The sequence below is a fragment of the Lysinibacillus sp. NPDC096418 genome (genome assembly GCF_044762775.1).
Classification (GTDB): Bacteria; Bacillota; Bacilli; order Bacillales_A; family Planococcaceae; genus Lysinibacillus.
Map to the genome: position 1 here is coordinate 125,529 of NZ_JBIWEY010000003.1, position 22,134 is coordinate 147,662.

Sequence of the window (22,134 nt, forward strand, 5' to 3'; positions counted from 1 at the left end):
TTTTTTTATGACTGATAATCTTTGTTTGTGAAGAATATGGCGATCGTACCAGGACCGACATGTGAGCCGATTACAGCTCCGATCATAGTTGTTTGGATTGCTTTTGGTGCAAATTTTTCTTGTATCGATACCTTTACTTCGTTGGCGAAGATAGGATCATCACTATGACTAATACCAACAATTTTATTAGAAAAATCCCCTCCACGTTTTTCCATTAAGTCAAGCATACGTGCAATTGCTTTTTTACGGCTACGTATTTTTTCGATGGGCACAAGCTTTCCATCTTCAACATTTAAAATAGGTTTAATGCTTAATAAACCACCTAAAAATGCGCTAGCTTTGGATACGCGTCCGCCTTTTGCTAGGTAGTCTAGGTCTTCTACAGTAAATAAATGTTCGATTTGTGGTGCAAGAACTTTGATTTTTTCCTCAATTTCATCAACAGAACAACCGGCATCGCGTAGTTGAACAGCTTCTTCAATGAGTAAGCCATGCCCTAGTGAGGCGCATTTTGAATCAATGATCGCTAGTTTGAGTGATGGATATTGTTCTAGTACTTGGTTGCGAATCATTACTGCAGTACCATATGTACCGGAAAGTTCTGATGAAAAGGCAATATATATACCTTCTTCACCGTTTTTAGCTAATCGTTCGAAATGGGATAGAAAAATTTCTGGTGACACTTGAGATGTTTTGGGATGCGCACCTTTTCGAATGGCATCATAAATTTCTTTTGAGTCAATTGAGATGACATCATCATATTCGTTACCGTTTAACTGAACACGTAATGGTAATAACACTACATCGTGATCTTCATAGTAAGCTTTAGGTAAATCGCATCCACTATCAGTGAAAATTTTCATATAATCATCCTCCTACATATAATGCTTCTATTTCAGAATTTAAACGAAGCTACAAAGGAATGTCAATTGTCCTTAGTATTACTTATGTTAATTTCAAGCGATCAATGAGTATTTTAGCAATACCGTCCTCATTATTTGTCGCTGTAATCTCATTGGCAATGTTTTTTAATGATGATATACCATTACCCATGGCAACGCCGATACCGGCATAGTCTATCATTTCAAGATCATTGTCTTCATCACCAAAGGCAATAATACGCTCACGTGGTATCCCTAAATCTTTTGCAACATGAGAGATACCAACAGCTTTATTTAAGCCACGGCGTACAATTTCAATAATATGCAATGGTGCTCCCCAACGGCGGTGCTCGATTACCTCAGCATGTACATCTTGTAAATGGTCGCGAATAATCATCGAGTTTTCTTCATTGGCTTGAATTAGTAGACTTGTTGGATTCACTTGTAGATTCATAGCTAAGTCGCCCAACGTAATTTTTGGATTCCCCATATTGAAAATATTTAATATTCGATCATCTTCTGTGTGGATATAAATATCATCTTTCACCTCTGCAATAATATTTTCATATTCATAGGCATTCACAGATTCAACGACGTTATGCACAACGTTCAAATCAATCGGTGTATGCATGGTTTGCCATGCTTTATTTTTTGGATGATGAATGTATGCTCCGTTAAAATTCACAATGGGTGTTGTCAGGCCGAGTTCGTGATAGTAAATGTCACTTGCACGATACGGACGCCCTGTAGCAATCATTACTTGATGTCCTTGGGCTTTTGCCTGTAATAATGCACGTTTTGTTTTTGCTGAAATTTGTTGTTGGTCCGTTAGTAACGTACCATCTAAATCCAAGACAATTAAATGTGGTTTCATAATCTTGTTGCCCCTTTCTTCTATGTATGAATAGTATCCTTTAGTCCCCCGATTCGTCAAAACTTTGTCACGTAGAAAAAAGTTTGCTAACATAATAGTGTAAGCAAAGTTGGGAGTGAAAAAAATGATTGTAACAAATGAGACGTGGGAAGGTATTCCTTTATTACACATACATACGAACGAAATGAATGAACAAACACCAGTAGTAATCTTCCTACATGGTTTTATGAGTGCGAAAGAACATAATCTACATTATGCTTATCAGTTGGTAAACAAAGGGGTACGTGTCCTATTACCAGATGCAAAATTACACGGGGATCGAAGTGAAGGCTTAACTGAAATGCAGATGAATCTGCGATTTTGGGAGATTGTTTTAAATTCTATTCATGAAGTAGAACAATTATTTAATTATTTAAAGGTTAATCGTTTATTAGAAAGTAATAAAATTGGTGTTGCAGGTTCTTCAATGGGAGCTATTACGACATCAGGTTGCTTAAAGCGTTACGAATGGATCACTACGGCAGCTATTTGCATGGGTGCGCCTGGTTTTGTAGAGTTAGGAAAACATCAATTAGAGCAATTGGCTACAAATGGACTTAGCTGGCCAATGTCGGAAGCGGAAATTGCTAAAAGCAATGAATTGTTGGCAAGCTATGATGTAACTTTAACGCCTGAGAAATTCGCAGGACGTCCAGTGTTTTTCTGGCACGGAAAAAAAGATTCAACGGTGCCATTTAAAGATACTTATACATTCTATTTAAAATTACGTGCATATTATGATGGAAACCCAGAAAAATTAAATTTTTTGGTAGACAATCAAGCGGGGCATGCTATTACACGGGATGGCTTGCTAGCAGCAACTGATTGGCTTGCACAGCATTTGGCATAATAAGTATCATCTGCTATGATGAGTTTAAATTATATTCACCGGATGTTCAAACATCCGGTGAATATAATTAAAGCTCCGGCGAGTGTCATAGGTGTTTTTTAGACACAAATGCGCCAAGGCGAATTATTGTGTAGAAAGGAGAAATAAAATGGATCAAGATATGAAAGATAGTATGTTAGGTGCTTTAGAAAATGTAATTGACCCTGAGCTAGGCATTGACATTGTCAACTTAGGTTTAGTATATGATGTAGAATTAGATGACGAGGGTGTAGCGACTGTTAATATGACGTTAACATCTATGGGTTGTCCAATGGGACCAGTTATCGTAGATCAAGTTAATACAGCGCTTAGTGAATTGCCAGAGGTGAAGAGTACAAACGTCAACATCGTGTGGAACCCACCATGGACAAAAGACAAAATGTCACGCTACGCAAAAATTGCTTTAGGTGTACGTTAATAGTTAAAGCGAAATAAAATTTTTATAAACATAAAGTAACCCTGTTTGCAGTAATTTGCAGACAGGGTTTTTCGTATAGCACATCAGATGTGGTGATTAATCTATTTTACTAACAATGAATAAATTTCAAAAGAAATTATTCCCATTTTATTGAAGCGTAAGAGCTTTCCGTAGGAAATCTCGCTACGCGTGGTTTGTTGTGAATTACGTCTCGTGCGTGCTCCTGCCGCTACGTCTCACTCATGCTTTCGTCGCAAATAATGTTTCTGCTGGAGTCTCACGTCAACGCTATAAGCTTTAGTTAGCAGTGTGGAAATATTAGTAATTATTTGTGCTCATTGAAAGTATTTTATCTAATTCTACTAACCAGAAAAGGTTGACTAAATAATAAACACTTTTTGTAGCGGATTAATCTATTCGGCAAATTTGCAAAGGGCAATTTTCGCAGGCAATTTCATCTTTTAAAAATTTTAAATTATGGATAGTAATGTACCCTTTATCAAATGTTAAGATATGATGCTTTTTTAAATCATTCAACATACGATTTATCATTTCTCGACTAGTTCCGCAGAGATTAGCTATTTCTAAATTTGTTAATGGAAAATTAATAACGATCGCACCGTCATCTAAGGGTTTTCCATAAGTGTTGGTAAGGCGAATTAGTGTTGAAAATAGAGCACCTTTTTTTCCATTCAGTATTAAATCCCGTAATCGACTTTGATGCTTATAATTTTCAATTTGAAGCCATTTTAAATATTCCACCATCATCAACGGTTGCTCCGTCAATAAATGCTCCATCGATTTTTGACTAAGCACATATAAGGTGGAAGGCTCTAATACTTTCGCGGTCATGGAATTATAGGTAAGCTGACAAAACAGTGTACCTTCACCAACAATGCTATTAGGTCCACATATACGCATCGTTAATTCTTTACCACTTTCAGTTTCTTGGCTAATTTGGATAGCACCAGACTCAATATAAAAAAGTGCTTCTGCACGTTCACCTTCTAAAAAAATTTTACTATCCTTATCCACCTTTATAAAAATCCCATGATTTTTAAAAAGTGCATGAATATTGTCTTGCATGTTATCTATTATGATCATATAACAATCACATCTCTTTCTTTTTATAAGTTGCGATTATATTACAAAAGGATGCTGATTAATCTTTTCCATATATTAAAACAGCGAAATATAACATCATTATAACATAATCTTCCAATTATAAGTGTTGTTTTTTTAGAGCTTATTTTTTGCATGACCTTGTCGTTTGATGTAAAATAAAGTTAGTCAAAAAAGGTCAAACATTTAAAAAGGAGATGTTGACAATGCAATTTCAACAAACTGATGATAAAAAACCATTAGAGCAATTTGGTCGTAATTTAATAGAAGAAGTCAAAAATGGGAAAATGGATCCTGTTATTGGTCGTGATGAAGAAATTCGAAATGTTATTCGAATTTTGACGCGTAAAACTAAAAACAATCCAGTTTTAATCGGAGAACCTGGCGTTGGTAAAACTGCAATTGTAGAAGGTTTAGCACAACGTATTGTCAAAGGTGATGTGCCAGAAGGATTAAAAGATAGCATTTTGTATGAACTAGATATGAGTGCATTAATTGCTGGTGCAAGCTATCGTGGTCAATTCGAAGAACGATTAAAAGGTGTTCTTAAAGAAGTGAAGGAAGCGGAAGGGCGCATTATTTTATTCATTGATGAGATTCATACAATTGTAGGTGCAGGTAAAACAGATGGCGCGATGGATGCTGGCAATATGTTAAAACCAATGCTTGCCCGTGGTGAACTGCATTGTATTGGAGCAACAACATTAGATGAATATCGTATGTATATTGAAAAAGACCCTGCATTAGAACGTCGTTTCCAACAAGTTTTAGTACGTGAACCATCTATTGAAGATACAGTGTCGATTTTACGTGGTTTAAAAGAGCGTTTTGAACTACATCATGCTGTACGTATTCATGACCGTGCTATTGTGGCAGCTGCAGAACTTTCAAATCGATATATTACAGAGCGTTTTTTACCAGACAAAGCAATTGATTTAATTGATGAAGCATGTGCAATGATTCGTACAGAAATCGACTCAATGCCTCAAGAACTGGATGCGGTGACACGCCGAATTATGCAATTAGAAATCGAAGAGCAAGCACTCCGCAAAGAAAAAGATGATGCAAGTAAAAAACGTTTAGAACAGCTTCGAGAAGAACTTACAAAGTTGAAGGAATCTTCAGAGGGAATGCGTAAACAATGGGAAGCTGAAAAAGAAGCACTTCATGGTATCCAGAAAAAACGGGAAACGCTTGATAAATATCGTCGTGACCTAGATGAAGCAGAAAGTAAATATGATTTAAACAAAGCTGCTGAATTACGTCATGGGAAAATTCCAACACTTGAAAAAGAACTACAAGATATGGAACAGCATTTAGAAAACGGTACAGATACTCGTATTTTACGTGAAGAAGTAACAGCTGATGAAATAGCATCTATAGTTTCCCGTTGGACAGGTATTCCGGTAACAAAATTAGTGGAAGGTGAACGTGAAAAATTATTACGTTTAAAAGAAACATTACATGAGCGAGTAGTTGGGCAAGATAATGCCGTTCAATTGGTAACAGAAGCGGTATGGCGTGCTCGTGCAGGTATTAAAGACCCACATCGTCCAATTGGTAGCTTCTTATTCTTAGGTCCAACGGGTGTCGGTAAGACAGAGCTGGCAAAAGCACTTGCAGCACAACTCTTTGATTCGGAAGATCACTTTATCCGTATTGATATGAGTGAGTATATGGAAAAACATAGTGTTTCTAGATTGGTCGGTGCGCCTCCAGGGTATGTTGGCTATGAAGAAGGTGGCCAATTAACAGAAACTGTTCGTCGTAACCCTTATTCTGTGGTGTTACTCGATGAAATCGAAAAAGCACATCCTGATGTAGCGAATATTTTACTGCAAATTTTAGATGATGGAAGAATTACAGATAGCCAAGGGAGAATGGTGAATTTCACGAATACAGTCGTCATTTTAACGTCTAATATTGGCTCTAGTTATTTGATGGAAGCGAAAAAAGATGATGATGTAGTAGAAAATCTTGTGATGGCAGCATTACGACAACATTTTAAACCAGAATTGTTGAACCGTATGGATGATATTATACTTTTCCATGCATTGTCTGATGAACACTTTACAGCGATTGCTTGGAAATATGTTGAGCAACTTATGAAGCGTGTGGCAGAACAGGAAATTACATTACAAGTCGATGAAGAAGTGATTCAGTGGGTAGTAGAACAAGGGGCAGATCCACAATTCGGTGCACGTCCATTAAAACGTTTCGTTCAACGTTATATTGAGACTGCGGTTGCGAAAGAATTACTACGCGGTGAAGTTTTACCGGGTGAGGTACTTCACATTGCGATACGTGATGGACAATGTGTTGTAGAAAAATAAATTGTGGATGATGCCACGAAAAAAAGAGACATCTCAATGTTGAGACGTCTCTTTTTTGTTATTAATGATGGTCTGCTGCTTCTGGAGTTGGTTCGTTTGGAATGATAGCGCCAATTACAAAAATTAGTACTGAGAACACAACTGAGACAATAGCGCCAACTTGGAAGTCAAATGGTGCGCCAAGTACAGAACTTACTACGTAGTTTAACATTGAAACAAGTAGGAATGACCATACGAATGTTGCGATATATTGCATTAAATTCACCTCTACCGAACTTTTTGAAAATCATAAAGTTTTACTACATATACATTATCATATCATAACATATATCGAAAAAAAAAGAATCTTTTTAATAAACATGGCGAAATTGTCACGCGATTCAACCTATTGTTTTCAGAAAAATTATGAGTTATAATTATGACCAGTTACTAATAATTGATAGTAAGAAAGCAGAGGGGTTGCTGTATGAACGCAGGTATTATAGGGTTAGGAAGATACGTTCCTGAAAAAGTAATGACGAATTTTGATTTAGAAAAAATTATGGATACGTCAGATGAGTGGATTCGTACTCGGACAGGTATTGAAGAACGTAGATTTGCTGCAGACACACAAGAGACTTCAGATCTAGCAGTAGCCGCTGCAAAAGATGCATTAAATAAAGCAGGGATTGCTCCTGAGGAAATTGGTTTAGTGCTAGTTGCAACAGTGACACAAGACCAAGCGTTTCCCAGTGTGGCATGTATGGTGCAAGACCAAATCGGTGCAGTAAATGCAGCTGCGATGGATCTTGGTGCAGCGTGTGCAGGATTTATATATGGCTTGGTGACAGCTAAACAATTCATAGAATCAAACGCCTATAAATATGTCTTAGTAGTAGGTGCTGAAAAACTGTCGAAAGTAATCGACTGGGAAGATCGAAATACGGCTGTAATATTCGGTGATGGGGCAAGTGCAGCAGTTATGGGGCAAGTGTCTGAAGGTAGAGGGATTCTATCCTTTGAACTTGGTTCGGACGGATCGGGTGGAAAACATTTATACTTAACACAGCAACAGACAATTGCGATGAATGGTCGTGAAGTGTTTAAGTTTGCTGTTCGCCAAATGGGCGAGTCCGCTGTAAGTGTACTAGACATGGCTGGATTATCAAAAGAAGATGTTGATCTTTTGGTACCGCATCAAGCGAATATTCGCATTATGGAATCAGCGCGCGAACGGTTAGAGTTACCGCCTGAAAAAATGTCGAAGACGATTCATAAATACGGTAATACGTCGGCTGCCTCTGTTGGTATTTCATTAGTAGAGGAGTTAGAAGCAGGAAAAATAAAAGATGATGATCTTTTAGTGCTTATCGGATTTGGTGGCGGTTTGACATGGGGCGCTCTTACGATGAGATGGGGAAAATAAAAACGATGAATTGAATGAGGGGAGTAAGACAATGAGTAAAAGACGTGTAGTGATAACAGGTATTGGCGCAGTAACACCACTTGGGAATAGCATCGAGGAAACATGGGAAAATGTAAAAGCAGGCAAGTCTGGTGTAGGTGAGCTAACACGATTAAACAAAGATCTATTTGCTGCCAAAATTGCTGCAGAAGTAAAAGATTTCGATATCGAAAAGTATATTGAACGTAAAGAAGCACGTAAAATGGACCGCTTCACGCATTATGCACTTGCTGCGTCAATTATGGCGATGGAAGATGCTAAACTTACAATTGATGAAAATTTGGCTCCACGCGCAGGCGTATGGATTGGTTCAGGCATTGGTGGTATGGAAACATACGAGCAACAATTTTTAACGTTCCAAGAGCGCGGTGCAAGACGTGTGAGTCCGTTCTTTGTACCAATGATGATTCCAGATATGGCATCGGGTCAAGTGTCGATTCATTTTGGCGCAAAGGGCATTAATTCTTGTTCTGTAACGGCATGTGCATCTGGCACGAATTCTATAGGTGATGCGTTTAAAGTTATTGAACGAGGAGATGCAGATGTTATGATTTCTGGGGGTGCAGAGTCTCCAATCGTAACAATGGCAGTGGCAGGCTTCTGTGCAAATACTGCATTATCTTTAAATACAGATCCGACTACTGCTTCACGACCATTCGATAAAAACCGTGACGGCTTTATCATCGGCGAAGGTGCAGGTATCGTGATTTTAGAAGAATATGAACATGCCAAAGCACGTGGTGCAAAAATTTATGCTGAGGTCCTTGGATATGGTTCAACAGGCGATGCACATCATATTACAGCTCCAGCACCAGAAGGCGAAGGAGCAGCACGTGCGATGAAGCAAGCATTAACAGATGGTGGTGTAGACCCATCACAAGTTGACTACATTAACGCACACGGTACAAGTACACCATATAATGATCTATTCGAAACACAAGCAGTAAAAACAACGTTTGGTGAGCATGCATATAAACTAGCAATGAGCTCGACTAAATCTATGACAGGTCATTTACTAGGTGCAGCTGGTGGTGTAGAAGCAATCTTTACAGCATTAGCTTTAAAAGAAGGTATTTTACCACCGACAATGAACCTAACAGAACCAGACCCTGATTGTGATTTAGATTACGTGCCGAATGAGGCACGCGAAGCAAACATTGAATATGCAATGAGTAATTCGCTAGGTTTTGGCGGACATAATGCAAGTTTATTATTTAAAAAATATGTAGATTAATAGAAAACGTCAGCCATAATTTTCATGGCTGACGTATTTTTTATTGTCTTTTCGAATAGATGATAAGTAAGAAGAAATAGAAAGGATGCGCATATTTGTTCCGAGTATTTATGTTTTTACTTAGTTATGGCTTGTTAATTCTATCGATAGGCAATCTGATATTATATTTAAATTATCGGACACTTGGATATTCTTGGACGGTAGTTTTCAAATTCATGCTACACACAACTGAATTTTATTTAGCGATCGGCGCATGTATAATTTTGTGCAGTGTGATGCTTGATTTTTGCTTTGACCGTACATCCTAATTTGTAAGATAAGGACTGAATTTTATCGTAACACCTGTGCCCAATTCATCGGCAACTTTTTGGGCAAGCAGTACCCCTTGTTTGTCATGTGCTTCTGCTAGGTGTTCGGTCCCCTCAATGAAAGAATCATTTTCGATATCAATCCATTCACCAAAGGCACACATCCATGTTGTCAATTCAGTTAGTAAGACTTCACTTAGTGGCATCTCGTCTAATTCTAAATTTGCGAGGCAGTGACCACACCAAATGGGATCAGCACCAAAATCGCATTCTATAATAAGCTCTTTGAGAGGTTTGTTACAATGTTCGCAGTGCATAAATTTCCCCTTAGCGACGTGTACGGCCTAAGCCCATTGCTGCTTCCATATGTTTTAGTGTAGCACTTGCGATAGCATTTGCTTTTTCTGCACCCTCATCTAAAATAACATCTAGTTCTGATGATTCAATCAGGTTATAGAATTTCTCTTGAATAGGTGCTAGGTGATCGATGACAGCTGTTGCTACGCCTTGTTTGAAACCACCATAACCGATACCTTCATATTTTTTCACTAGATCTTCAATAGAAATACCTGAAATAGCTGATTCAATAGACAACAAATTAGAAACACCAGGTTTATTTTCAACATCAAATGCCACAAAACCATCAGAGTCAGTCACAGCAGATTTGATTTTTTTCTCGATATCTTTTGCCGTATCCAAAAGCTTTATAGTTGCTTTGGTATTTGGGTCTGATTTGCTCATTTTTTTCGTTGGTTCTTGTAAGGATTTAATACGAGCGCCAGCTTTTGGTAATTGGATTTCCGGAATTGTTAAAACTTCACCGTAACGCTTATTAAAGCGCTCTGCGAGGTCACGTGTTAATTCGATATGTTGTTTTTGGTCATCACCCACGGGCACGATGTTGGTATTGTATAAAAGAATATCAGCGGCCATTAATGGTGGGTATGTTAATAGTGCTGCAGATACTGCTTCCTTACCATTAGATTTATCCTTGAATTGCGTCATACGTTCTAATTCACCGATAGAAGCGATACATTGTAAAATCCAGCCTGCCTGTGCATGAGCAGGTACTTCTGATTGGATAAATAACGTCGATTTTTTCGGATCAACACCAGTAGCGATATATGTCGCAGCTAAGTTGCGAATATTTTGATGTAATTCCTTTGGATCTTGTGCCACTGTAATGGCATGTTGGTCAACGATACAGTAAACTGCGTTACCTTCCTCTTGTAGGGCAGGGAATTGTTTGAATGCGCCAAGATAGTTCCCTAGAGTGACAATGCCTGTTGGTTGCACACCTGAAAAAATTGTTTTCATCTGTTTTCCTCCTAAAATTCATTTAGCGTTAGATCGCTGAACGAATAAAATAAAAAAACATCACGCGTCCTCATTAGTTTTTCTAATGAAGGGACGAATGATGTTTGTATCCGCGGTACCACCCAGCTTGCCTAAAAAGGCCACTCTTCTTCGTAACGTGAAGGTACGAGCTTTGCTAATGGGTTTCATGAGGATACATGAACGTTCACAAAGCTAACTCGGAAGCCCATTCCAAATGCGTGCATGATCTGTTCGCAGCTACCACAGACTCTCTAAACAAGCACCTTGCATTTGTACTATTCTTCGTCAGCGTTTTTAGTATTGCTGAAATTATATTATAAAGATTCGTCTAAAAGCAAGTATAGCAATTACGCCTTTGGGTAATTGCAGTTGTCACTACGTTTTCGGTACAAAAAACGGAAGAGGCTTATTCTTCATTCATTTAGTGTTTAGATATCACTAAAAAAGGGCAAACTTATACCTGATAGAGATATTTTTTCACTGAATGAAGATAAAAGTCGGACTTTTGGCGGTGGTTTTGTCTGCATTAAAAAATTATGCTTTATTTATATATTTTTTTGCTGAAAGGGGAAACCTTATTTCCTAAATATTCGTTTAATTTGTACACGTGTAAATGACATTATTCTCGTTTAAAAAAAATAAATGAGAACAAAATAATTAAAAAAAGTTTATGTTTAATATTGTGTATAAATGGGAATATTATTACTACTTTTATTTTCTTAACAAGAAAATAGTTGTATTTAATGCGCATAAATCGACAATATAATTCGAAATATTGCCTTTCTTTTTTCATTGGAACTATATTCAAAATCCCCAGAGTATTGTATAATGAAGTAGTGGTTTTAAATTAAACTAATTCTAAATTAATACTCTAATTTATAGATACTGGAATCTAAATGGAAAGGATGTGTAAATATGTTAGTAACTTTATTTACATCACCAAGCTGTACTTCTTGTAGAAAAGCTAAAGCATGGTTGGAGGAACATGAAATTCCATATACAGAGCGTAATATTTTTTCTGAACCTTTAAGTATAAGTGAAATTAAAGAAATTTTACGTATGACTGAGGATGGTACGGACGAAATTATTTCAACGCGTTCTAAAATTTTCCAAAAACTAAATGTTGACGTTGAAAGTTTACCTCTACAACGTTTATATGAACTAATTCAAGAATATCCAGGCTTGTTACGTCGACCAATTATTTTAGATGAAAAACGTTTACAGGTTGGCTATAACGAAGATGAAATTCGACGTTTCTTACCACGTAAAGTACGTGCTTATCAGTTACAAGAAGCGCAACGTATGGTGAACTAAGCACGAATATATAATTTAAACCGACGTAGATGTTACACAAATGCGAGAAGCATACGGTGACATCTCTTTTTTTATGCCTTAAACAGGTAAAAAGTATATAGGAATGCGATAATAATTGATAGGAGAAAGTCATATATTTCCGTGAAAGTATGTTAAACTTGATTTAGACAAAATAGTTTACTACAATTTCAATATTCAAATATCTTTTGTGAAACGGTGTATATCCTTTTCATTTTATGAAAGAACAGCATACAATAGAATTAGAGACAACTGCGTCCAGTAATATCAAGGATTTCAGTTGCTCAACAATTTTGTTGTAGTGTGGTCAAAGGTTGAAAAACAAATCAAATTCAAGATTAAAAAAAATGATTCATAGCATACTAATGAAAGAAAACTGTTTTTCGACAAATGACAGTGAAGGGAGATGAGGTCTAATGGACATCGAACGTGTAAATGAAAACACGCTCAAGCTCTTTATTACGTACAATGATATAGAGGACCGCGGCTATAGTCGTGAAGAAATTTGGTACAATCGAGCAAAGGGTGAACAACTTTTTTGGGATATGATTGATGAAGTAAACACGGATGACTATTTTGATGTAGAAGGTCCGATTTGGATTCATATCAATGCGTCTGAAGTGGGCTTAGAGATCATTGTCACACGTGCTCATATTTTAAAAGACGGTGAAACATTAGATGGTCATTCAAATTATGATGAACAGAAGGAGATGTTTGGTCCTTTTGATGAGGTTGGCGAAGAGCTGCTTAGTCAATTAAGCCAATTCGGTGATTTGGATGATTCAGAATTGTTCATGGATACAGATATTTATGTATATAAATTTAAAGATATTGATGAGCTAATCCCTGTGGCTAAACGTATGACAGTAGACGCACTGGATTCCTCATTATTTAAATATGAAGATCAATATTATTTAGTAGTAGATTATGCAAATGTTGATGAAGATTTAAATCGACATGATAAAAATGCTGTAATAAAAGAATTTTTAAGACCATCAAATTTCACAATTCACCGTTTAGAGGAATACGGCGAAAAAATTATGGAATATGACTGTTTTGAAACAATTCGAAAATATTTTGTATAGATAATGATAGCCCCCGAGATTTCGGGGGCATTTTTTTATTGAGGGAACTATAGAGTTAGTGGTTAATTATTTGGATACAACTATTACAGAACAATGACTGTGCAATTTTCTGAAATCCAGATTTGATTTATGTGAATGAGAAAAAAATCAGTTCATGAGAGAAGTGATTCGAAAAGTTGAGGAATGCACCGTTCGTGATTATGCAAAAATTAATTTTGAGGAAAACACAGCTTTTTTATTGAGACGCATGCTGATTATTTTTACAATGGGCAAAAAGGGGATGGTTCCATGCTTATTGCCCTGACAGAACATAGTCAGCGTTTTATAAGTTATGAATATACAAGGGAGGCGTTGCAAAAATATCGGGAAAAGGGGACATTTTATTGTCCACAATGTCATCAACCAGTGCGATTAAAAATAGGAACCATTAATATTCCACATTTCGCGCACATCACCAATCAGTCATGTGATCGATTATTTGCTGAAGGGGAATCAGTCCTTCATTTAAAAGGTAAGGTACAGTTATTTGAATGGCTCAAAAAGCTCGGACATATAGTAGAGCTAGAGCCTTATTTAGTAAAGCTCGCGCAAAGACCAGATATGCTTTTGACAGTGCAGGAGCGATTGATTGCGTTTGAATATCAATGTAGTGCCATTTCGTATGAAAAGTGGCGATTACGCACAGATGGATATGAAAAAGAAAGGATAGAAGCTTTGTGGCTCTTTCAAACACCGCCGAAAAAAAGTGTCACGCCAGGTGTTCAAAAAGTTTCTATTGCGCCAATCATGCAACAAGTAATGATTCATTCTTCTCAAGGTTTACCATATTTAATAACATACGATGCAAATTCTTCGCAATTTATCTATTGGTCGAATCTTCTTCACCTTCAAGGGCATACTTTTATAGCGAAAGTGCAATGCTTACCTATCGAAATGCAACGATACCCTCTTTACGAACCGAAGCCACTATCAAGAGATGATTTTAAACGTTACTGGCAATTGTATAAAAAAACAGGTGAACAGTATATGTATCAAAGGTTATTACGCAGTAAAAACGGTGTACAAGACCCTTTTTTACGAAGCTGCTATGAAATGAGATTTGCACTTGAATCCATGCCTAGTTACGTTGGTTTACCAGTAAAAAACATAGAAGCTATTCCTTGTTTTTCGGTTGAATGGCAGACGTTGTTACATTATTTTTGTCGGCAACTGCAATTGCACCCGAATGAATTATGTAAAGATGATGTTCGATTATTCCTTCGTCAATTAGACGTTGAACCGACGGAAGGGGCTATACAAGCTGTGAAAAATTACAGCATGATTTTTGAAAATGTAGAAAGTGGTAAGGATTGGATGGGATACATTTATGTCCATTTATTTGCATTTGAAACAAGTTATTGAGAAAATATGAGAGTAAAGGAAAACTCAGATAAGAGGGGGCTGGCATATGGCTAGTAACAGCAATCAAGTTTTAATGAGAAACGAAGTACCAGAGGAGTTAACATGGCGTTTAGAGGACATTTTTGCAACAGACGCACTTTGGGAAGAAGAATTTAAAGAAGTCGCAGCATTTGCAAAAAAAGCGTCTAGCTATGCAGGTACCTTAGGAAACGGTGCAGATGCTTTATTAGACGTTTTAACGTATTACGATGAAATATATAGCCGTGCGATGAAGTTATACACTTATGCACATATGCGTTACGATCAGGATACAACGAATAATTTTTATCAAGATATGAATAGTCGTATCCAGACATTAGCAACAAACATTTCTACAGCGTTGTCATTTATCACACCTGAAATTTTAGCTTTAAGCGAAGAGACGATTGAGAGCTATTTAGCAGAAAATAAAGACTTACAATTATATACACAATCTTTGAAAGAAATTACGATGGCTCGCCCGCATGTATTACCTGCTGAACAAGAGGCACTTCTTGCACAAATGTCAGAGGTAACCGGTACAGCTTCAAATACATTTGGTATGTTAAACAATGCGGATTTGGTGTTCCCAAAAGTGAAAGATGAGAACGGTGATGAAATCCAACTAACGCATGGTAACTACATCAAGTTTTTAGAAAGCAAAGACAGAGATGTACGAGAAGCTGCATTTAAAGCGATGTATGCAACATACGGAAGCTTTAAAAATACATTCTCTTCAACATTAACGGGTAATGTAAAGAAACATAATGTTAGTGCACGTATTCGTAATTATAGTTCCGCACGCCAAGCTGCAATGTCGAATAACTTTATTCCTGAAAATGTGTATGATCAATTAATAGAAACGATTCATAAACATTTGCCAGTGGTACATCGTTATATTGCACTTCGTAAAAAAGTGCTAGGTGTGGACAAGTTGCATATGTGGGACTTATTCACACCTCTTGTCAAAGAAGTGGAAATGAAGATGCCATATGATGATGCGAAAGATATTTTAGTGAAAGCTTTAGCACCACTTGGTGAAGAATATCAAGGCATTGTACAAAATGGTTTTGATAATCGCTGGGTTGACGTAAAAGAAAATAAAGGCAAGCGAAGCGGCGCATATTCTTCAGGCACATATGGAACAAACCCATATATATTGATGAATTGGCAAGATAACGTCGATAATTTATTCACACTTGCCCATGAGTTTGGTCACAGTGTCCACAGTTATTACACACGTAATAATCAACCATTCGTTTATGGAGACTATTCAATCTTTGTAGCTGAAGTAGCTTCAACATGCAATGAGGAATTATTAAATGACTATTTACTAAAAACAATTAAAGATCCTCAGCAAAAGATTTATTTATTAAATCATTGGCTGGATGGTTTCCGTAGCACGGTATTCCGCCAAACAATGTTTGCTGAATTTGAGCATATGATTCACGAGATGGATCAAAAGGGCGAGTCGTTAACTGCAGAACGCTTAACTGAAGTTTACTATGACTTAAATAAACAATATTTCGGAGAAGACATTGTTGTCGATGAAGAAATTGGTTTAGAATGGGCACGTATTCCACACTTCTACTACAATTATTATGTGTATCAATACGCAACTGGTAAATCTGCAGCAACAGCATTAAGCAAACAAATCTTAGAAGAGGGTGAACCAGCTGTAGAACGATATATTAACAACTTCTTAAAAGCAGGCTGCTCAGACTTCCCAATTGAAGTGTTAAAAGCTGCAGGTGTTGATATGAATGATGCGAAACCAATTGATGAAGCATGTAAAGTGTTTGAAGAACGATTAAATGAGTTAGAAAAATTATTGTTAAATAATTAATATGAATGGCTGTAGTGATACACTACAGCTTTTCTCTATTATATGCAGAATCTATAGTTATGAAATAATATATAGAATAATATTTTTTGAAGAACTTATAATGGAGCTTAGTTTAAGAAAACCTTGCTGTAATCGCTTTCTATATGACAAATTTGTGAATCTGTTCCTGGTTTCGTTGCTATATTTATTATTCCGTGATAAAGTAAATCCTGTGAAATAAATCACAAAACAAACATACACCCCTTTGTTTGAACGTGAACATTTCTCCCATCCCCTTTGTGAAAAGAGGCGTCTCTATCTGTCGAGGATAGCGGCGTCTCTTTTGTTTTAACGAAAATTTGTAGCTTTGAATCTTATTTATTTGGGTTTAGTATATTCAAACTTTGTAATCATTGATGAACGTAAAAAAAAAAACGGGAATGCTCACTTGTATTAAGGAGACATTTCCGTTTTTAGTATAAGAAAGAATAATGGCATTATTTAGCGCGCCAAAGTGTGGCGTGGTTTGTCTGAATACGTTCAATTTTTTGTAGCAACATCCGCTTTTTTAATTCGCGTTCAGCAGCTTGCTCTGTCATCGAGTAAATAAAAGCTATTTCATTCGTAGAAAGAGTCTGATATTTGTCAAATAGTTCTTCGAAGGACGGAAGTGGTTGACTTACAAGTTGTTCATCAATCATTTCTTGTAATATTTGTTCATATACTTCGTAGGCGTAATTTCCTCCTACTTTTAATCCTTCATCTTCTATGCATTCGTTAAAAAATACAATGCTAGGTACTTCATCTACTTCCATCTCACGTTTGATGTATAAATCACATTGAAAGGCCCGAGCCGCTTCTTTTGAGCCAAAATCAACTGTGAATTCAGCCATATCTAACTGTACATCTTCTGCAATTTTTAATAGTGTAGCATATGAGTTAACATCTTGATAATTTAATAGAACATACTCTTGCAATTTATTTAGATAACGTGCACCTGCTCGTCTGCCTTGTAGTTCAGCTGCTTTAATGGCAATGGAAGGTAACACTGGGTGATTAATATCGAGCTCAATACCTGACTCACAGCCCTTTGTGCGCTTACTTAAACAGTTTAAAGACGTAAGCTCTGTGCTAAGTACAAACCGCCATGTGAAATAGTGATTGTATTCAAGTTGCAGTTTACGGATTACCGTCTGCAATCCAAAAGCATCTGGACAAAGTGGATCTACGAAAATATACAATTCAATGGGCTTAACGGCAGTTGAAATAGCTGACATGGGCTCTTGTACCATTTGAATATTATTCAAGCAATAACTCCCCCTCATCGTCATTTGGACTATTAATCATGTGATGAGCTGTTAATACTAATCGTTTGTAATAAATTTCTCGGAACTTACCGTCTAAGCCTACTTCATCCATAGCTTCTGACATGCATTCAAGCCATGCTTGAGCACGGTCAGGAGTAATGGCGAAATTCATATGACGTGCACGCATCATTGGGTGTCCATGTTCTTCAGTAAAAAGATTTGGTCCACCTAAATACTGTGTTTGGAATTGAATTTGTTTCCTTATTGTCTCTGTCAAATCCTTTGGAAAGATTGGAATAAGATCAGGATGATGAGCTACTCTTTTATAGAATGCATGCATGAGTTCAGAAAGCTTTTCAGCTCCAAGCTCATCATATGGAACAGTATAGTTTCGACTCATAATTAGGATGCTCCTTTATTCTTCATAGGTAGTATAGCTTAAAGCAGTAAAGCAAGGTGTAAAACCTATAATGGCTTTATATATACTTTGTAATATTTTTTTAAATTAAATGTGTATTTCCTGTGACTACTTTCATTCTATCAACGTCTTTTCGTTAATACAAACAAACAGCTCTCGATAAGTTTTCACTGACAAACAACAAATTTCACCAATATAGGTGAAATTTGTCGGGGTAGGCTGTGTGTGGCTCATTATCATTACTTTAAAATTATATCTGTTTCGGCTGGGCGTAGTCACACGATGTGACTTTTTTAGTCTTCGATCTTTTATTGTAATTCTCAGGCGTCGCCCTGCCTCCACTCAACCTGCATTTTTAAAATCATTAAGTAGTTTAATCAAATGTCTTCCACGACTTTGGGTGATGAATCAGTTTAGAAAAGCAATTAGCAAATTAAGCTGTAAAGTAGTTCATCACTTTCTTTACATAATTTTGCGTTTCTTTAAATGGTGGAACTCCTCCATATTTCGTCACACGAGACGGACCTGCATTATAGGCAGCAAGTGCTAGTTGAGGATCATTATCGAATTTATCGAGCATTTGTCGTAAATATTTAGCGCCAGCCATAATGTTTTGCTCAGGATCAAAAGCGTTTGATACACCTAAGTATTGGGCAGTTTTTGGCATTAATTGCATTAAACCTTGTGCGCCAGCATTGCTAACGACGCTTGGATTGAAATTCGATTCTTGTTTCATAACCGATGCAATTAACTTTTCAGGTACATTATGAGTAATCGATGCTTGTTTGATAATTGCTGCATACTTGTTGGCACCAGCAAGTGATTCTTCATAAGCAACTGTACCGATGACGTCGTCGGAAACATATGTATCTAACTTAGTACCTGAAGACAAATTAAATTGTGCTAGTGTGTCATAAACGGATGACGGTACATAGACAGCGTTTGAGCCGTTGTATAGTAAAGATTGCAAAGCTTTGTTATTAGCGTCATCAAGCTGATTTAAATTATTTGTAGTATTTGTTAAACCTGCAAAATAGCTAGACAGGTCTGATGATGAAGAAAGGCCCAGTAAGCTAGACATATTAGCTTTGCTAGTTGTTGTAGCGTCGCTAAGTAATTCTCCAATCATATCAGAAAAGATTGAGTTACTGTTGTCTGTTATCGAGTTCGTCGATGAATTTCCAGATGAACCTAGAGTTTGAAGTGCTTGTATTTCTAATAAGGTTCTGAGTGATTGAATATCCAAGTGATTAGTCACCCTTTCTTTGCTTGTAGCGCGGTCATAAAACGAGCGATTTTTTTATCAGTCTTTTGTTTTTCGATACCATATTCATGGAGAAATTCGTCGAATATGATATTTCCTTTTTTTACATCATTTGATTCATATTCTACCTCATAATCGTCGCACTGCAAATAGTAAGAATGGTCAAATACAAGAAGTCCCTCTTTGTAAGGGATTTCGACACGGTCAGTAGTTAGTGAACCAAACACAGCTAGTTTATCTATAGGGATATTATGTAAATCCAGTCTTTTCGCTACCTCAGTTGCAAAGAAACCTTTCCCTTGTAACATTACTTTTGCTTGTTCATCTGTAATTTCATCCGTTGTTTCTAAATGTGCGTGTTCGGCAGATTTTTCTTTTAATGTACATTCAAAATAGCTACCAATTTGTCGAATACGTAATCCGCTTCTTAAGTTTTTTAGCGAATTTTCTGGTGTGTCGAAATAATGATTTGTTTGACGATGTATAGCGTCTTTTGGGATTTGAAACTTTTGTAATAACCGATCGTATTGTTGTTTGGTTAAAAGATTTTTGAATTCGATTTCAAGTTGTTGTGTCATGGTTTTTCATCCTTTTTTATATTTTTTAGACAAGTTTCCAATTTAATATTTCCTGACTGCAACTAACTACCCCATATGATAAAATAGGTGGAAGAGAATGAACGAAAAGGGGACTCGCATGTGCGGAAAATTTATACAATAGACTCATTTAGTTTTGAAAATCAGCAACTTCATTTTAGTTTAAACGACAATGAGTTGAATTTACAGTTAAAACCTGCAGCGCAATTAATTGCAGATTCAGATGATTTTGCATTTATCTACTTACTAGATGCTGGAGATGATTATCATTATTTACGTTTTCAACCAACGATTTGGACTGAACTTGTGAATATTTTACAAACGAAGCGAAATCCAATGTTACAAGTAGGAACAGAGGTATTGGAGTTAACAAATTTCTACGAAGAATTGGAGATGCTCGTGTATAATATTGAAGGGAATTACAACTATGGGGCGGAATTTGTCCAAGCAGTGGAAGCCCACTTTAAGGCAATTCTAGCTGACTGAATAGTACATAACGGAAAGCTATCCGTTTTACTTGTATGCCGATGTCTGGAGGTTTGACAATGGGACAATGGGAGATTTTTTTAAGTCCATATAAGCAAGCTGTGGATGAATTAAAAATAAAATTAAAAGGAATGCGTTCGCAATTTGGCATAGTTAACGCAAACTCACCTATTGAATTTGTAACAGGTCGAGTAAAGCCACTTGCAAGCATTTACGATAAAACATTAGAAAAGGGCTTAGCATTTGAGCCTTCGAAACAATTAGGTGATGAACTTGGTGATATTGCTGGCGTCCGTATTATGTGCCAGTTTGTAGATGATATCGCTACTGTGACTGAATTAATTAGGCAACGAAAAGATATGCGTGTGGTTGAAGAACGTGATTATATTACACATAGTAAGCCGAGTGGTTACCGTTCACATCATATGATTGTAGAATATCCAGTTGAAACGATTCAAGGTAAAAAAGTGGTGCTGGCGGAAATTCAAATTCGGACTTTGGCGATGAATTTTTGGGCGTCTATTGAGCATTCACTTAATTATAAATATAAAGGTATGTTCCCGGAAGAAATCAAAAATCGTCTACAAAGTGCAGCAGAGGCAGCCTTTCGTTTAGATGAAGAAATGTCTTCAATTCGAAGTGAAATCCAAGAAGCACAAGCGTATTTCAACGAATTCAAAGAAGCCTCGAATCCTAATTTACTATCAGAGAAGGAGCGTGACGCATAATGAAATTTTCCATTCAATCACGTAGAGATGCACAATCGAACGAGTTAATGGAGCTAGCAAAAACATATCTACAAGATTTCGGGTTAACATATGATGAAGAATGTCCAGAAATTGTCGTGTCGATAGGGGGAGATGGCACGTTGCTTCATGCCTTCCACCGCTATTTACATCTGCTTGATCAAGTAGCCTTTGTCGGTATTCATACGGGACATTTAGGGTTTTATGCGGACTGGAAGCCTTCTGAGTTAGAAAAGTTAGTGTTGTCGATTGCAAAAAAAGAATTTAACGTCGTGGAATATCCACTATTAGAAGTAAAAGTAGAGCATCATAATTCTGAGTCTAATACGTATCTGGCGTTAAACGAGGCAACGGTTAAATCGCCAGATGTAACGCTTGTAATGGATGTTGAATTAAACGGCAATCAGTTCGAACGATTCCGCGGTGATGGACTTTGTGTATCGACACCATCTGGTAGTACGGCATATAACAAAGCTCTCGGTGGTGCTATAATTCATCCAACATTAGCTGCATTACAAATTACGGAAATCGCTTCAATTAATAATCGTGTATTCCGTACGGTTGGCTCTCCTCTTATTTTACCAGCGCATCATCATTGTGAGTTACGGCCAGTCAATGATCAAATCTTTAATATGACTGTCGATCATCTTCAAGTAACGCAAAAGAATGTAAAATCTATTTCTTTTAATGTAGCGAACGAAAAAGTACGCTTTGCTCGTTTCCGACCATTCCCGTTTTGGGAGCGCGTGCATGAATCATTCGTAGCAAATGAGTAA

At 36.9% G+C, this 22,134-nt stretch carries 23 protein-coding genes and 1 other annotated feature; of the genes, 13 read left to right on the forward strand and 10 right to left on the reverse strand.

Translation table 11 applies throughout. The features are described 5' to 3' along the window. Positions 1-5: 5 nt before the first annotated feature. Both ACIQZG_RS04890 and ACIQZG_RS04895 read right to left on the reverse strand, forming a co-directional pair. Positions 6-863 (reverse strand): DegV family protein, encoded by an 858-nt coding sequence (locus ACIQZG_RS04890; RefSeq protein ID WP_402754045.1) that lies wholly within the window; start codon positions 861-863, stop codon positions 6-8. Between the two features lie 82 nt (positions 864-945). Continuing rightward, complete coding sequence (locus tag ACIQZG_RS04895) at positions 946-1,755, reverse strand: Cof-type HAD-IIB family hydrolase (protein WP_402754046.1); 810 nt, start codon at positions 1,753-1,755, stop codon at positions 946-948. A 124-nt stretch (positions 1,756-1,879) separates the two neighbouring features. Here ACIQZG_RS04895 and ACIQZG_RS04900 point away from each other — a divergent pair, with 124 nt between their 5' ends. Together ACIQZG_RS04900 and ACIQZG_RS04905 are read left to right on the forward strand one after the other, a co-directional pair. Further along, the gene (locus ACIQZG_RS04900) at positions 1,880-2,644 is read left to right on the forward strand and encodes a prolyl oligopeptidase family serine peptidase (RefSeq protein ID WP_402754047.1); all 765 of its coding nucleotides are present in this window, start codon (positions 1,880-1,882) and stop codon (positions 2,642-2,644) included. Positions 2,645-2,792: 148 nt separating this feature from the next. Then, entirely contained in the window at positions 2,793-3,101 is a 309-nt protein-coding gene (locus ACIQZG_RS04905) for a metal-sulfur cluster assembly factor (protein ID WP_402754048.1), read from the forward strand. 408 nt (positions 3,102-3,509) lie between these two features. On the opposite strand, the gene ACIQZG_RS04910 is transcribed toward ACIQZG_RS04905, so the two are convergent. Further along, positions 3,510-4,187, reverse strand: coding sequence for a Crp/Fnr family transcriptional regulator (locus tag ACIQZG_RS04910; protein WP_402754049.1), 678 nt, complete (start codon positions 4,185-4,187; stop codon positions 3,510-3,512). Positions 4,188-4,429: 242 nt separating this feature from the next. On the opposite strand from ACIQZG_RS04910, the gene ACIQZG_RS04915 reads away from it, so the two are divergent. Beyond that, a complete protein-coding gene (locus ACIQZG_RS04915; RefSeq protein WP_402754050.1) occupies positions 4,430-6,556 on the forward strand; it encodes an ATP-dependent Clp protease ATP-binding subunit in 2,127 nt (708 codons plus the stop codon). A gap of 61 nt (positions 6,557-6,617) precedes the next feature. Here ACIQZG_RS04915 and ACIQZG_RS04920 read toward each other — a convergent pair whose 3' ends face one another. Further along, positions 6,618-6,812 carry a YjzD family protein gene (locus ACIQZG_RS04920; RefSeq protein ID WP_402754051.1) on the reverse strand — a complete coding sequence of 65 codons (195 nt, stop codon included), beginning with the start codon at positions 6,810-6,812 and terminating at the stop codon, positions 6,618-6,620. 210 nt (positions 6,813-7,022) lie between these two features. On the opposite strand from ACIQZG_RS04920, the gene ACIQZG_RS04925 reads away from it, so the two are divergent. The 3 genes from ACIQZG_RS04925 to ACIQZG_RS24565 all read left to right on the forward strand — a co-directional run bounded on the left by ACIQZG_RS04925 (position 7,023) and on the right by ACIQZG_RS24565 (position 9,542). Continuing rightward, entirely contained in the window at positions 7,023-7,961 is a 939-nt protein-coding gene (locus tag ACIQZG_RS04925) for a beta-ketoacyl-ACP synthase III (RefSeq protein ID WP_402754052.1), read from the forward strand. Positions 7,962-7,992: 31 nt separating this feature from the next. After that, entirely contained in the window at positions 7,993-9,234 is a 1,242-nt protein-coding gene (gene fabF / locus ACIQZG_RS04930; protein WP_402754053.1) for a beta-ketoacyl-ACP synthase II, read from the forward strand. Positions 9,235-9,329: 95 nt separating this feature from the next. Further along, the gene (locus ACIQZG_RS24565; protein WP_483869781.1) at positions 9,330-9,542 is read left to right on the forward strand and encodes a YuzI family membrane protein; all 213 of its coding nucleotides are present in this window, start codon (positions 9,330-9,332) and stop codon (positions 9,540-9,542) included. On the opposite strand, the gene ACIQZG_RS04935 is transcribed toward ACIQZG_RS24565, so the two are convergent. Next, a complete protein-coding gene (locus ACIQZG_RS04935; protein ID WP_402754054.1) occupies positions 9,539-9,859 on the reverse strand; it encodes a hypothetical protein in 321 nt (106 codons plus the stop codon). The genes ACIQZG_RS24565 and ACIQZG_RS04935 overlap by 4 nt on opposite strands. Before the next feature lie 10 nt (positions 9,860-9,869). After that, positions 9,870-10,859, reverse strand: a complete 990-nt coding sequence (gene trpS, locus ACIQZG_RS04940; RefSeq protein ID WP_402754055.1) for a tryptophan--tRNA ligase — start codon at positions 10,857-10,859, stop codon at positions 9,870-9,872. Positions 10,860-10,945: 86 nt separating this feature from the next. Continuing rightward, positions 10,946-11,178: a binding site (T-box leader), on the reverse strand. A gap of 617 nt (positions 11,179-11,795) precedes the next feature. Here trpS and spxA point away from each other — a divergent pair. The 4 genes from spxA to pepF all read left to right on the forward strand — a co-directional run bounded on the left by spxA (position 11,796) and on the right by pepF (position 16,562). Further along, complete coding sequence (gene spxA, locus ACIQZG_RS04945; protein ID WP_053585422.1) at positions 11,796-12,194, forward strand: transcriptional regulator SpxA; 399 nt, start codon at positions 11,796-11,798, stop codon at positions 12,192-12,194. A 434-nt stretch (positions 12,195-12,628) separates the two neighbouring features. Further along, positions 12,629-13,297: an adaptor protein MecA gene (mecA, locus tag ACIQZG_RS04950; protein ID WP_402754056.1), complete on the forward strand. Its 669-nt coding sequence runs from the start codon at positions 12,629-12,631 to the stop codon at positions 13,295-13,297. Positions 13,298-13,585: 288 nt separating this feature from the next. Continuing rightward, on the forward strand, positions 13,586-14,698 hold the full coding sequence (locus ACIQZG_RS04955; protein WP_402754057.1) for a competence protein CoiA: 1,113 nt from the start codon (positions 13,586-13,588) through the stop codon (positions 14,696-14,698). 46 nt (positions 14,699-14,744) lie between these two features. Next, positions 14,745-16,562, forward strand: coding sequence for an oligoendopeptidase F (gene pepF, locus ACIQZG_RS04960; RefSeq protein ID WP_402754058.1), 1,818 nt, complete (start codon positions 14,745-14,747; stop codon positions 16,560-16,562). Positions 16,563-17,038: 476 nt separating this feature from the next. Here pepF and ACIQZG_RS04965 read toward each other — a convergent pair whose 3' ends face one another. From ACIQZG_RS04965 to ACIQZG_RS04980, 4 genes are all read right to left on the reverse strand, one after another. Beyond that, the gene (locus tag ACIQZG_RS04965; RefSeq protein WP_402754059.1) at positions 17,039-17,848 is read right to left on the reverse strand and encodes a DsbA family protein; all 810 of its coding nucleotides are present in this window, start codon (positions 17,846-17,848) and stop codon (positions 17,039-17,041) included. Next, a complete protein-coding gene (locus ACIQZG_RS04970) occupies positions 17,841-18,248 on the reverse strand; it encodes a globin domain-containing protein (protein ID WP_402754060.1) in 408 nt (135 codons plus the stop codon). The genes ACIQZG_RS04965 and ACIQZG_RS04970 overlap by 8 nt, the downstream gene beginning before the upstream one ends. A gap of 451 nt (positions 18,249-18,699) precedes the next feature. Beyond that, positions 18,700-19,512, reverse strand: coding sequence for a lytic transglycosylase domain-containing protein (locus ACIQZG_RS04975; protein ID WP_402754061.1), 813 nt, complete (start codon positions 19,510-19,512; stop codon positions 18,700-18,702). An 8-nt stretch (positions 19,513-19,520) separates the two neighbouring features. Then, the gene (locus ACIQZG_RS04980) at positions 19,521-20,108 is read right to left on the reverse strand and encodes a CYTH domain-containing protein (RefSeq protein WP_402754062.1); all 588 of its coding nucleotides are present in this window, start codon (positions 20,106-20,108) and stop codon (positions 19,521-19,523) included. A 120-nt stretch (positions 20,109-20,228) separates the two neighbouring features. On the opposite strand from ACIQZG_RS04980, the gene ACIQZG_RS04985 reads away from it, so the two are divergent. Genes ACIQZG_RS04985 through ACIQZG_RS04995 form a run of 3 tightly spaced genes read left to right on the forward strand, consistent with a single transcriptional unit; the run spans position 20,229 to position 22,134 of the window. Beyond that, complete coding sequence (locus ACIQZG_RS04985) at positions 20,229-20,612, forward strand: UPF0738 family protein (protein ID WP_402754063.1); 384 nt, start codon at positions 20,229-20,231, stop codon at positions 20,610-20,612. 59 nt (positions 20,613-20,671) lie between these two features. Then, a complete protein-coding gene (gene yjbM, locus ACIQZG_RS04990) occupies positions 20,672-21,340 on the forward strand; it encodes a GTP diphosphokinase (RefSeq protein ID WP_402754064.1) in 669 nt (222 codons plus the stop codon). Continuing rightward, the gene (locus ACIQZG_RS04995) at positions 21,340-22,134 is read left to right on the forward strand and encodes an NAD kinase (protein WP_402754065.1); all 795 of its coding nucleotides are present in this window, start codon (positions 21,340-21,342) and stop codon (positions 22,132-22,134) included. The genes yjbM and ACIQZG_RS04995 overlap by 1 nt, the downstream gene beginning before the upstream one ends.